The sequence below is a fragment of the Pedobacter jamesrossensis genome, assembly GCF_042650905.1.
Taxonomy (GTDB): domain Bacteria; phylum Bacteroidota; class Bacteroidia; order Sphingobacteriales; family Sphingobacteriaceae; genus Pedobacter; species Pedobacter jamesrossensis.
Genome location: NZ_JBHSBY010000137.1, coordinates 1 through 11574, shown reverse-complemented (window position 1 = coordinate 11574; position 11574 = coordinate 1). Strand labels below are relative to the sequence as shown.

Genomic DNA, 11574 nt, shown 5'->3' with positions numbered 1-11574 from the left:
TAAGCTAAAACATATATGAACAAACGTATTATTCTTACTGCTTCTTTCTTTGGTGCTGTTGCTGTTTTATTGGGTGCTTTTGGCTCACATGGCTTAAAGGCACTAATTGATGCTCCATCACTAGAAATATGGCAAAAAGGAGTCGATTATCAGTTCTATCATACCTTCGCACTTTTGTATCTTTCTACATTTGCCCGTTATAGAAACAAGCTAATCAATATTGCATATTTTTGTTTCACTTTTGGTATTTTGCTTTTTTCTGGCTCTTTATATTTATTGGCAACACGAAGTGTTTTAAATATCGGTTTTGTTGATGTTCTCGGTCCAATTACGCCAATAGGAGGTTTGCTTTTTGTTTTAGGCTGGATAATGCTATTCTTTGCTGCTGTAAAAGATAAATAATGAACCGATTTGAACCTGATATTTTTACGGAAAGAGAAACACTTTTTGTGGAAGTGATTTTGCCTTTATCTTTGGCGAAAAACTATACTTATCGTGTACCTTTTGATTTAAATGACCAAATTGAAATTGGCAAAAGGGTGGTCGTTCAGTTTGGAAAACATAAGATTTACACCGCATTAATTAGCGGAATTACAACAACTCCACCTACTGTTTACGAAGCCAAATATATTTTAGATGTTATAGATTCGGTGCCATCAGTTACCCAAACACAATTAAAATTTTGGACCTGGATGACCGATTATTATATGTGTAACGAAGGCGACGTGATGTCGGCAGCTCTACCCGCAAGCTTAAAACTGGCCAGTGAAACCATATTAATTCTTCGAGAGGATTTTGATGATCAAGTTGAATTATCCGAAAAGGAAGAAATTATTATTAGCGCATTAAAGAAACAAGACAAACTAACAGTTAATGATGTTTCTAAACTGCTCGGTCAGAAAACTATTTATCCGATAATAAATCATCTATTAGATAAAGAACTAATTCTAGTTGCAGAAGAGGTAATTCAGAAATATAAACCACTGATGAAATCTTTCATCATTCTAAATGAATTTTATGATGATGAAGAAAATTTAAAGCAATTATTTACAGTTTTGGATAGAGCCCCAAAGCAGCTTGATGCCTTGCTAGCCTACCTTAAGTTAAACAAATCAGGAACTCCAATTGCTAAGGAACAGCTTTTGGAAGAAAGTAATTGTGGACCAGCAGCGTTAAAAGCCCTAACTGATAAAGATATTTTTACAGTTTTAAAACGCCCTGTAAGCAGGCTTGCAGCTCATGATGATGATTTTAGTATAAATTTCACTTTAAATGATGGTCAGCAAAAGGCTTTAGAAAATATTCATGATGCTTTTGTAGAGAAAGATGTTGTTTTGCTTCATGGGGTAACAGCATCTGGCAAAACTCAGGTTTACATTAAACTTATCGAAGAAATTATAAATAACAGTGATAGTCAGGTTTTATTTCTTTTACCAGAAATTGCTTTAACAACTCAAATTGTTGAGCGTATAAAGAAATATTTCGGTAATTCTATTGGGGTTTACCATTCAAAATTTAATAACAGTGAACGTGTAGAAATTTGGAATAAGGTTAAGCAAGGTGCTTACAAAGTAATTCTAGGCGCACGTTCAGCAGTGTTTTTGCCTTTTCAGGATTTAAGATTAATCGTTGTAGATGAAGAGCATGAACCATCTTACAAACAATACGATCCTGCGCCACGTTATCAAGCTCGAGATTCAGCAATTTATCTAGCGCATCTTTACAAAGCAAAAGTAATTCTTGGTTCGGCTACACCATCTTTAGAAAGCTATTACAATGCCTTAAATGGTAAGTATGGCTTAGTAGAAATGAAAGAACGCTTTGGTGGAGTTCAATTACCAAATCAGCAAGTGGTTAGCATTGCCGAAGAAACCAAAAGGAAAACCATGGTTTCTTATTTCTCTAGTGTTTTGATAAAAGACATTGATTTAGCTTTGAGCAAAAAAGAACAAATTGTTCTTTTTCAAAATCGAAGAGGTTATGCTACTATTCTAATTTGTGCAACTTGTGGTTATACACCTAAGTGTGTTAATTGCGATGTTAGTTTAACTTATCATAAAAGTAGTGGTAAACTTCATTGTCATTATTGCGGATTTATACAAAGTAGTGTTAATATTTGTCCTGCTTGTGGCTCCGTCCATGTAGAGCAAAAAGGTTTCGGAACTGAACGTATTGAGGAAGAGTTAAAACTACTTTATCCAGATATAACTATTGCCCGTTTAGATATGGATACCACCAGAACCAAGAACGGTTTACAGCAAATTTTAACCGATTTTCAGGATAAGAAAACTGATATTTTGATTGGTACTCAGATGGTGGCGAAGGGACTTGATTTCGATAATCTGAGTTTAATTGGTGTTATCAATGCAGATACTTTGTTAGGTTATCCTGATTTTAGAGCATACGAGCGCAGCTACCAGTTATTAGCTCAGGTTGCAGGAAGAGCGGGTAGACGAGCTGACCAAGGCAATGTTTGCATCCAAACCTACGACGCAGATAACCGAATTATCAAGCAGGTTGTAGATAACGATTACTTAGGCATGTACAATGATGAAATTGCCGAAAGAGAAAAATTTCAATATCCACCATTTTCGAGAATGATTTTTGTTTCTGTAAAACACAAAGACTCCAATGTTTTAGAACGGGCAGCCTCTCAACTGGGGCAAACCTTAAAAGGAAAGTTTGGGAAACGCGTTTTAGGGCCTGAACAGCCATTAATAAGCAGAGTAAGGAATCTTTACATTAAACAAATTATAATAAAGGCAGATAAACATACTGCCATACAAAAAGTTAAGAATGTTTTAAGAGAAACACTAACAGAATTTAATGCTATTAAAGATTTTAAGAGTGTATTGATACAAATCGATGTTGACCCGTATTAATTGTTTAGGTTTTAATTTTAGATAATTCAAAAAAAGTTCAAACTGCCAACTCACAAATCATAAGTTGACAGTTTGAGCTTTTTAGTTTTTGCTATTGAAATTAAATTGAATTCCTGCTGAAACCGGATTTAGCAAAAATTCCCATTTATTATAAGTGTAAATATTTCTTGCAACCTGATTTTGCTGTGTAAGATCTTGTTTTTCATAAGAAAAGTTAAAATCTAAACTGCTTTCAGCAAAAATACTCAAATTAGGAATTATATTTATTTTAAGTCCTAAGGTAGGTGTCATTACCAATCCATTTTTACTCGCATCTGCCGATTGAGTTGAAGTACCAACGCTAGAATTAGCTGGAGTTAATGTTCCACTAAATCTGTTTGAGCGGTAACCAATATCGAATGCAAAATATGGTTGAATTCTAGAATAATTAAAGTTCTTTTCGAAACCAATTTTAAACGAGTAATCCGTAACTTTTCCTCGTGCTATTTCGCAAGTTTCGCATGTGTTTTGAAATTGAACATCTTTATCGCGGAAATAATTACCACTAATTCTATAGCTGATTTGATTATCATTAAATTTTAGAATAGCACCATTACCAGCCATTTTAGTGTAATCCTGGGTATTGGTTTGATTTAAAATTTTAGGTAACTGCATCATACTGAAACCCCTTACTGCAATAGAATAGTTGTAATCAGCACTTGTTTGTGCAAAAGATGTAAGGGCGGCGCATGATATAATTATGCTTAGTAATACTTTTTTCATTTAAGAGGAGATAGATTAGTATATGTTTTATCAGTTTTCAAAAGTAGAAATAATTCTCTATAACGAACAAATAATATTATTCTGCATAAAATCTGACTAAAATATTTTTAGTTTTGATTACCTGCAACTTACAGCTAGAACAAAATTATTACCTTAATTCATCGGATAAAAAACATACTTTTGAGACTTCATGGCCTATAAATTTATTGATAATTACCGGGAAAGAGGAGCGAGAAAGAAACTTGTAGAGTTATTGAAATCTCGTGGAATTGAAGACCAAAATGTATTAAATGCAATTGGAAAGGTACCTCGTCATTTCTTTTTTGATGAAACTTTTTGGAATCAGGCTTATAAAGATATAGCATTTCCAATAGGCGACGGACAAACCATTTCACAACCTTATACTGTAGCCTACCAAAGTGAATTACTACATATTAAAAAAGGAGATAAAGTTCTAGAAATTGGAACAGGTTCTGGTTATCAAACTTGTATTTTAATGGAACTTGGTGCAAAGGTTTTTACCATCGAGAGACAAGAAAATATTTATAACCGTACGATTCAGGTTTTGCCAGGAATGGGATATAAACCACATTTTTATTGTGGCGATGGCTCTAAAGGAATAGCAGAACAAGCACCTTATGATAAAATTATAGTAACTGCCGGAGCGCCTTTAGTTCCTGAGATTTTATTAAAGCAATTAAAAGTTGGCGGTATTTTGGTTATTCCGGTAGGCGATGAGCATACTCAGAAAATGGTAACGGTGATTCGTATAAGTGATACAGATTACGAAAAAATTGTATTAGATACCTTTAGGTTTGTGCCATTAGTTGGCGATCAAGCCTGGTAGTTAGTTCTCAATTGGAAATTATAAGTTTGCAGTTTAACTGCAAACTAAACTATCTTTTCATCGCCCTATCTAATTCGCGTTTCATATCTTTATCTTTTAAGCTATCGCGTTTATCAAATTCTTTTTTACCTTGAGCCAGTGCGATTTCAATTTTAGCAAAGCCTCGTTCGTTTACAAAAATTCTTAAAGGCACAATAGTATAACCTTTTTCTTCGCCTTTAGCTTTTAGCTTTCTGATTTCTCTTTTTTGGAGTAGTAATGCCCGGTCTCTTTTAATATCGTGATGGTAAAAGGAGCTATGGCTATATTCAGAAATATGCAGGTTTCGAACATATAAATTTCCACCAATAAACATGCAGAAGGCATCAGTCATATTAGCTTTACCTTGTCTTATTGCTTTAATTTCTGTTCCTAAAAGTGCTATTCCTGCTACATATTTATCAATTAAATTGTAGTCGAAATAAGCTCTTTTATTTTTTATATTAATATCGTTTTTCAAAATCGTAATTCTTTCAATGCAGATTTAAACTTTCTGCTTTATTATCAAACTATAAAATAGTCGGGCTGCAAATATCTTAAAAAATGCTTTAAAATTACTTTTTAATTAAAACATCTCGTTTTGTGTTCGTCATTCAGAATGTTCATCTTTTGTAAAACCTAATTTATAATTACTTTGTTCTCGATTTAAAATTTAAGTTTGAACTTTATTTTATTCGATATGAAGTTAAGAAACCTGTTTTTTGTAACAATACTTTTTTTTGCATTTAATACAAATGCTCAACAACCAACTTTTATCCCTCAGTTTAAATTTTTTAAATTAGATGGAAAAGCTTACGCTAATGCAAATTTAAATCAATCGAAGAAAACACTTTTTATTCTGTTTGATTGTACTTGTGAGCATTGCCAAAGAGAAGCTAAGGAACTAAATAGCATTTATAGTAAATTTAAAAACGTTAATATTTTAATGGTAACACTCGATGAGTCGATCTCGATTCAAAAGTTTTTTGGTTCTTACGCACCGGGTTTAAACCTTAAACCTAATGTTACTGTTCTTCAAGATAAAAATAGAACCTTTATCCCAACATTTTTGCCTTCCCAATATCCTGCAATGTATCTATACGCACCAAATGGTAAATTATTAGTTTACAGCAATGGCGATGGTGGGATAAAAAAGATTCTAAAATCTATCTGATAATCAGCACTGGAATGTTTACTTTGTGCCTCACGGCATCTACTGTTGTGCCAAAAATTAGGTCTTTCAGTCCCTTATGTCCGTGAGCGCCCATTACAAGTAATTCGAATTTGTTTTTATTACTGATATCTGCAATGGCTTTAGCGGTACCTCCAAACCCAATAAATACGCTCGAATCGTAACCTAAATCGGCTAAATTGAGTTTGTATTTTTCCAGGTTTTCTGCATCACTTTGTGTTTCATGGTCCATAGCAATATCTCCATGATAACGAGCTACAGCGGTTTCCACAACATGAATTAGATAGTAATGCGCATCTTTTCCACCTTGTATAAGCGCATGTCTGATTGTGTTTTTATCGTTTTTCGAAAAATCGACGGCAATGCCAATCCTTGCATAGCTAATTTTTTCAATTTTGCCAATGTCTAAGGCATTGCCATGCGGTACCATTTGTTTGTTTTCATTTCTTTTATCAATTAATGGATGAAAGAAAACGTAAAGTAACAGGAGAACAACTAAAATGATAAAAGGAATCAGAATTACGTAAATCCACCAATTATCAGTGCCTTTTGTCCAACCACTTATTTCTTCTATAACTAATTTCACATTTAGTGAAATAATAGCTATAGCGCTTCCCCAGGCTAAAACCTTTACCCATGTTTTTATGGCAAAGTCTTTCATTAACTTTTTATCAGATGTAAAATGAATCAGGGGGATAATTGCAAAGCCTAATTGTAAACTCAATACAACCTGGCTTAAAACTAATAAACCTCCTAATGCGTCGTCTCCATAATGCAGAATAGTGAAAAATGCGGGAATTATAGCGAGTAAACGTGTAATTAGTCTTCTTAACCAAGGCTGGATTCTTAGATTTATGTGGCCTTCCATTATAATTTGTCCCGCAAGTGTACCTGTTACCGTTGAGCTTTGTCCGGCAGCTATTAACGCAATAGCGAACAATGCAGGTGCAACATTTCCAAAAATATTCGAAAGTAATTTATGGGCATCTTGTATTTCAGCGACTTCATGCAATCCGTTTTTATAAAAGGCAGCTGCAGCTAGAATTAGGATAGCTGCATTAACAAAAAAAGCAAGATTTAAAGCAACCGTTGTATCGATCAGGTTAAATTTTAAAGCCTCTTTAATGCCCTTGTTTGTACGTTCTATCTTTCTGGTTTGTACCAAAGATGAATGTAAATATAAATTGTGCGGCATAACTGTGGCACCAATTATACCAATTGCTATGTAAAGTGCATCGCCACTTAATAATGATGGCTCGAAACCCTTTGCAACTTCTTTTAACGATGGCTCTACAATAAACATTTCGACCAGAAATGAAATGCCTACAATAAAAACCATCGAAACGATAAAGCCTTCCATGGCCCTCATTCCCTTGTTAAGTAAAAAGAGCAATAAAATAGTATCGAAAATAGTAATGGAAATACCCCAGATTAAAGGCAAACCAAAAAGCAATTGAAGACCAATTGCCATACCAATAATTTCTGCTAAATCGCATGCTATAATTGCGGTTTGCGCCAAACCGAATAACGGAATGTTCGCCCATTTTGGATAAGCTTGTTTAGATGCCTGAGCTAAATCTAATCCTCTAACAATACCTAATCGGGCACTTAGAGATTGTAAAAGAAGCGCAATTAGGTTTGACATGAGCAAAACCCAGATAAGTTGGTAGCCAAACTTGCTTCCACCAGCTAAATCTGTTGCCCAGTTGCCTGGATCCATGTAGCCAACGCTAATTAAATAGGCAGGGCCTATAAATGATAAAATCCTACGCCAACCTTTTCTTTTATCTGTATTTACACTTTGATGTACTTCACTTAACGACTCAGTTTTTGCCATTATTACTAATTAAAATATGTTTTGCAACTTCTCTGCTAATGTTTATCTGTTTATTATCTACTATAATTTCTACCGAACCATCGAAATCGGTAACGTCTGTAATTTGTATTTGTTTGCCAAGCGTTAAACCTAGTTTTTCGAGATGTTTTAAAAATGCTGAGCTGTGTTGGGAAACGCCTGTAATTGTTCCGTTATCGTTAATGCTAAGTTCAATAAGTTTTATAAACTGGGTTTTAGCAAATCTTCCATTTTTATCAGGAATAGGATCGCCATGTGGGTCTGATTTAGGATATCCTAGGAACTCATCTAATCTTTCAATCAGGTCAACTGATTTAATATGTTCAAGTTCTTCAGCAACATCATGCACTTCATCCCACTTAAAATTAAGCTTATCAACCAGAAATACTTCCCAAAGCCTATGTTTGCGAACAATATCTATGGCAGCATGTTTTCCTTTTTCTGTTAAAGTAACACCTTGATATTTAACATAATCTACCAATCCTTTGTCTGCTAGCTTTTTAATCATATCTGTAACAGAGGCTGGTTTGGTTTGAATTTGTTCGGCAATTGCATTGGTTTGAACGTTACTTGTTTTCTCTGCCAGGTGATAAATAACTTTAAGATAATTCTCTTCAGTAAAACTTCGCATTTATGTTTATCTAATTTTATTTTTAGGTAAATCTAAAAATTTTTATTTAAAATATATATGATAAATTATGTTAAAATTTAGAATATAATTTGGTTATGTTTGTGTTCTCAATACCTTTGAATTTATATGGCATCTGAATTAGATAAAATTGATTTTAAAATTTTAAGGATTTTACAAGAAAATGGTAGAATCACCAACTTGTTATTATCTCAAGAAATAGGCCTTTCGCCGGCTCCAACTTTAGAGCGTGTGCGTAAACTGGAAATGGCTGGCTATATAAAAAGCTATCATGCACTAGTTGATGAAGAAAAATTGGGTTTAGGTATTAAAACCTTTATTCAAATTCAATTAGATTTTCATAAAAATAATACCATTCAAATCTTTTTAGATGAAGTAAATCAAATAAAAGAGATTACCGAATGTCATCACGTTACTGGTCAGGCAGATTTTTTATTAAAGGTTTATGTGAAAGATATTAAATCTTATGAGCGTTTAATTATGGATAAAATCAGTAAAATATCTGTTGTTAAAACTTTTCAAACGATGATGATTATGTCTACGACAAAGAAAGAACCGATTGTGCCTTTGGAGTATTAATCATAAAATCTTAATTAGGCTTCCTCACAAAGTCGTCATTGAAATGTAGCAATCTATTTTTTTAAGATTTTATAATTAAATCGTTTATCAAACCAGAAATTTCACTAGCATTTTGATAAACCATAAAATGTGTTCCATTTTTAATCAAAAAATTAGGCTTAGCTTTTTTTGAATATAAAATTTTATCGTTTGTTCCATGGATATGATAAAGGTTTTTTGGTCTAATATTATTTTTCCAACTCAAAATACTTCCAATAGCCCATTTCAAGAACTTTGGATCTGTATCTGCAACAATTTGGCTTAAAAGCTTTTTTTCCTCAACAGATTTTACACCAAAGAAATAATTTTGGCTGATTTTATTGGAAGCTTTTAAAATCCATGCTGGAACTAGATTTATCAATTTTAGTCTGCCAGCTAAACGATACATTTTAGGTAAATATTTACTTTCAACAGGACTAGAGATTACAATCGTTACATGTGGTTGGTAAATTTTTGCTATCTCAACAGCAATCATTCCCCCAAAAGAGATGCCTATTACACAAAATCGCTCACTCAAATTTATAATTTGACTTAATCTCTTTGCGTAATGAGCTAATGGTTCATTTTTATTAGGTTCAATCCAATCGACGTGTATGACTTTGATATTTTTATCGAGCTTTAATTTTGAGAAAATTCTCTTGTCTGCTCCAAGTCCACTAATAAAATAAAGATTCATTTAAGATATTTTCCAATCAATTGGTTTCAAATTATTTTGAATCAATAACTGGTTTGCTTTAGAAAAAGGTTTTGATCCGAAGAAACCATTGTAAGCAGAGAAAGGAGATGGATGAGCAGCCATTAAAATATAGTGCTTGTTTTCATCGATAAGCGCCGCCTTTTGTTGCGCATATTTTCCCCAGAGTAAAAATACTATATGCTCACTTTTTTGAGATAGAGCTTTAATAATCTCATCAGTAAATATTTCCCAACCTTGCTTTTGGTGTGAACCAGCTTCTGATGCCCTAACCGTAAGTGTTGCATTTAGAAGCAGCACACCTTGCTCTGCCCAGTAGGTTAAATTACCATGATTAGGGGTTTTAAAACCTTCAATATCCGTTTCTAATTCTTTATAAATATTTTTTAAAGATGGTGGTATAGCTACGCCTCTCTGTACAGAAAAAGATAATCCATGAGCTTGGCCTTGGCCATGATAAGGATCTTGACCTAATATGACAACCTTTACTTTATCGAAAGGTGTTGTATTTAATGCGTTAAAAATATCGGCTCCTTTGGGATAAACCTGATTACCTTTTTCCTTTTCTTCTAATAAAAAAGCCTTTAAGCTTTTCATATAATCTTTCTCAAACTCGTCTTCTAAAACGGCTAACCAGCCAGGTTCTAATGCTGCAGACATAAAAAATGTTTTTAATGATAAATGGCGAGAATTCCCCGCCACTGTTCAACCAATATTATTAAGTTTTGTTTAAGATTTCTTTTGCAAGATAGCTAATAAGTCGCCTTCCAAAGTCGTTTTCGGATGTTCAACAATTCTTCCCAATTCTTTGCCTTTTTTATCATAAACTATAAACGTTGGAACGCTTTTAATATCTAAACCATCAATTATGCCATTTTCTGCTTTTTTATGTCCATCAACGGCAATAATATCAACATTCTTTTCCTTGAATTGCATAGCGTCTAAAACTTTAAAAAAGTTAGGTACATTTACTTTACTATCTCCACACCAGGTACCTAAAATAATCTTAATTCTTTCCTTTTTAACCAGTTTCTTCAACTCAATCATTGTTGCTGCATCAGGAGAATATGCCAGATATAAAGGATCATACATTTCTTTAAATTCTGGGAAGGTTACCACACCTTCGCGAGTACAGGCATTTATTAATATATCTTTATTATGTGCCTCATCATGGATTTTTTTATTTACTTCTTGTGCCGAAAGGTTCATTGATAGGATAATTAGGATTGTAGATAATAGATATTTCATACTAATCTGATGGTTTAAACGTATTTTAAATTTTTAATGAAATTATTGTTTTAAAATCTAATTTCTGCTATTTAAACACGATATTTGCAAAAAAAAATAATTAGAATAAATTTTATGCCAAATATTATCAGATTAATTGCGGGGTTTGCATTATTGGGTGGCGCAGTAGCTTTGTTTATTTTCGGTTTCTGGCCATGGGGAATTGTTGCCATTTTATTAGGTTTAATCGTACTTGTAACATATTTCTTTAACGAGAATATGCTATTAGCACAATGGTTTCTTAGAAAAGATAATATGCCTAAGGCAAAAATGTACTTAGATAGAATTACCAATTACGAAAAACAATTAATCAAAGTTCAACATGGTTATTATAATTTGCTGGTTGGTTTAATAGAGAGTAGAACTGCTCCTATGAAATCGGAGAAATATTTTAAAACAGCTTTAAGTTTAGGTATGCAAATGGAACATAATGTTGCATTAGCTAAATTAAGTTTAGCTGGTATTGCAATGGCAAAGCGTAACAAACGCGAAGCGACTATGTATTTAGCTGAAGCAAAAAAAGCAGATAAAAATAAACTGTTAGCAGATCAGATTAAACAAATGAAAGATCAAATGGGAATGATGGATAAGCAACAGCAAGTTCGTTATAGATAAATAACCAAAATTATATAAGGGGCCGTATCATAATTTAATTTATGATACGGCCCCTTTTTTTTTGCTTTGTATTTTACGTCTTTGTCCCTTGGCTATTTCGGTTTCAGCAATCGATATTTTCTAAAAGATGAAGAAAAGTGCCTTTTTAGGCTACT

General features: G+C 33.1%; 13 protein-coding genes. 6 read left to right on the top strand and 7 right to left on the bottom strand.

From position 1 onward, the window contains the following. The first annotated feature begins 15 nt into the window (after positions 1 to 15). The gene (locus tag ACFOUY_RS16370; protein ID WP_378962237.1) at positions 16 to 402 is read left to right on the top strand and encodes a DUF423 domain-containing protein; all 387 of its coding nucleotides are present in this window, start codon (positions 16 to 18) and stop codon (positions 400 to 402) included. Beyond that, entirely contained in the window at positions 402 to 2882 is a 2481-nt protein-coding gene (gene priA / locus ACFOUY_RS16365; RefSeq protein ID WP_378962236.1) for a replication restart helicase PriA, read from the top strand. Before ACFOUY_RS16370 ends, priA begins: the two co-directional genes overlap by 1 nt. Before the next feature lie 81 nt (positions 2883 to 2963). On the opposite strand, the gene ACFOUY_RS16360 is transcribed toward priA, so the two are convergent. Beyond that, on the bottom strand, positions 2964 to 3644 hold the full coding sequence (locus ACFOUY_RS16360) for a hypothetical protein (protein WP_378962235.1): 681 nt from the start codon (positions 3642 to 3644) through the stop codon (positions 2964 to 2966). A 190-nt stretch (positions 3645 to 3834) separates the two neighbouring features. On the opposite strand from ACFOUY_RS16360, the gene ACFOUY_RS16355 reads away from it, so the two are divergent. Next, positions 3835 to 4491, top strand: coding sequence for a protein-L-isoaspartate(D-aspartate) O-methyltransferase (locus ACFOUY_RS16355; RefSeq protein ID WP_378962234.1), 657 nt, complete (start codon positions 3835 to 3837; stop codon positions 4489 to 4491). Positions 4492 to 4540: 49 nt separating this feature from the next. Here the strand turns inward: ACFOUY_RS16355 and smpB are convergent, their stop codons facing one another. After that, entirely contained in the window at positions 4541 to 4990 is a 450-nt protein-coding gene (gene smpB / locus ACFOUY_RS16350) for an SsrA-binding protein (RefSeq protein ID WP_378962233.1), read from the bottom strand. 219 nt (positions 4991 to 5209) lie between these two features. Here smpB and ACFOUY_RS16345 point away from each other — a divergent pair, with 219 nt between their 5' ends. Beyond that, the gene (locus ACFOUY_RS16345; protein ID WP_378962231.1) at positions 5210 to 5683 is read left to right on the top strand and encodes a TlpA family protein disulfide reductase; all 474 of its coding nucleotides are present in this window, start codon (positions 5210 to 5212) and stop codon (positions 5681 to 5683) included. On the opposite strand, the gene ACFOUY_RS16340 is transcribed toward ACFOUY_RS16345, so the two are convergent. Beyond that, positions 5676 to 7538 (bottom strand): Nramp family divalent metal transporter, encoded by a 1863-nt coding sequence (locus tag ACFOUY_RS16340; protein WP_378962228.1) that lies wholly within the window; start codon positions 7536 to 7538, stop codon positions 5676 to 5678. The two genes, ACFOUY_RS16345 and ACFOUY_RS16340, sit on opposite strands and share 8 nt — an antisense overlap. Further along, the gene (locus ACFOUY_RS16335; RefSeq protein WP_378962226.1) at positions 7525 to 8187 is read right to left on the bottom strand and encodes a metal-dependent transcriptional regulator; all 663 of its coding nucleotides are present in this window, start codon (positions 8185 to 8187) and stop codon (positions 7525 to 7527) included. Before ACFOUY_RS16335 ends, ACFOUY_RS16340 begins: the two co-directional genes overlap by 14 nt. A 126-nt stretch (positions 8188 to 8313) precedes the next feature. On the opposite strand from ACFOUY_RS16335, the gene ACFOUY_RS16330 reads away from it, so the two are divergent. Then, complete coding sequence (locus ACFOUY_RS16330) at positions 8314 to 8784, top strand: Lrp/AsnC family transcriptional regulator (protein WP_056090420.1); 471 nt, start codon at positions 8314 to 8316, stop codon at positions 8782 to 8784. A gap of 61 nt (positions 8785 to 8845) precedes the next feature. On the opposite strand, the gene ACFOUY_RS16325 is transcribed toward ACFOUY_RS16330, so the two are convergent. From ACFOUY_RS16325 to ACFOUY_RS16315, 3 genes are all read right to left on the bottom strand, one after another. Beyond that, positions 8846 to 9499 (bottom strand): alpha/beta fold hydrolase, encoded by a 654-nt coding sequence (locus tag ACFOUY_RS16325; protein ID WP_378962225.1) that lies wholly within the window; start codon positions 9497 to 9499, stop codon positions 8846 to 8848. Next, positions 9500 to 10177, bottom strand: a complete 678-nt coding sequence (ung, locus tag ACFOUY_RS16320) for a uracil-DNA glycosylase (RefSeq protein WP_378962223.1) — start codon at positions 10175 to 10177, stop codon at positions 9500 to 9502. Positions 10178 to 10246: 69 nt separating this feature from the next. Beyond that, a complete protein-coding gene (locus ACFOUY_RS16315) occupies positions 10247 to 10765 on the bottom strand; it encodes a thioredoxin family protein (protein ID WP_378962220.1) in 519 nt (172 codons plus the stop codon). Positions 10766 to 10879: 114 nt separating this feature from the next. Between ACFOUY_RS16315 and ACFOUY_RS16310 the strand changes: the two genes are divergently transcribed. Then, positions 10880 to 11419 (top strand): DUF2892 domain-containing protein, encoded by a 540-nt coding sequence (locus tag ACFOUY_RS16310; RefSeq protein WP_378962218.1) that lies wholly within the window; start codon positions 10880 to 10882, stop codon positions 11417 to 11419. Positions 11420 to 11574 lie beyond the last annotated feature (155 nt).

Bases quoted from the DNA above. Each gene is read 5' to 3' on its own strand.
- ACFOUY_RS16325 (WP_378962225.1), bottom strand. From the start codon at position 9,499: ATGAATCTTTATTTTATTAGTGGACTTGGAGCAGACAAGAGAATTTTC.
- ACFOUY_RS16340 (WP_378962228.1), bottom strand. From the start codon at position 7,538: ATGGCAAAAACTGAGTCGTTAAGTGAAGTACATCAAAGTGTAAATACA.
- priA (WP_378962236.1), top strand. From the start codon at position 402: ATGAACCGATTTGAACCTGATATTTTTACGGAAAGAGAAACACTTTTT.
- ACFOUY_RS16360 (WP_378962235.1), bottom strand. From the start codon at position 3,644: ATGAAAAAAGTATTACTAAGCATAATTATATCATGCGCCGCCCTTACA.
- ACFOUY_RS16345 (WP_378962231.1), top strand. From the start codon at position 5,210: ATGAAGTTAAGAAACCTGTTTTTTGTAACAATACTTTTTTTTGCATTT.
- ACFOUY_RS16370 (WP_378962237.1), top strand. From the start codon at position 16: ATGAACAAACGTATTATTCTTACTGCTTCTTTCTTTGGTGCTGTTGCT.
- ACFOUY_RS16315 (WP_378962220.1), bottom strand. From the start codon at position 10,765: ATGAAATATCTATTATCTACAATCCTAATTATCCTATCAATGAACCTT.
- ACFOUY_RS16330 (WP_056090420.1), top strand. From the start codon at position 8,314: ATGGCATCTGAATTAGATAAAATTGATTTTAAAATTTTAAGGATTTTA.
- ACFOUY_RS16355 (WP_378962234.1), top strand. From the start codon at position 3,835: ATGGCCTATAAATTTATTGATAATTACCGGGAAAGAGGAGCGAGAAAG.
- ung (WP_378962223.1), bottom strand. From the start codon at position 10,177: ATGTCTGCAGCATTAGAACCTGGCTGGTTAGCCGTTTTAGAAGACGAG.
- ACFOUY_RS16335 (WP_378962226.1), bottom strand. From the start codon at position 8,187: ATGCGAAGTTTTACTGAAGAGAATTATCTTAAAGTTATTTATCACCTG.
- ACFOUY_RS16310 (WP_378962218.1), top strand. From the start codon at position 10,880: ATGCCAAATATTATCAGATTAATTGCGGGGTTTGCATTATTGGGTGGC.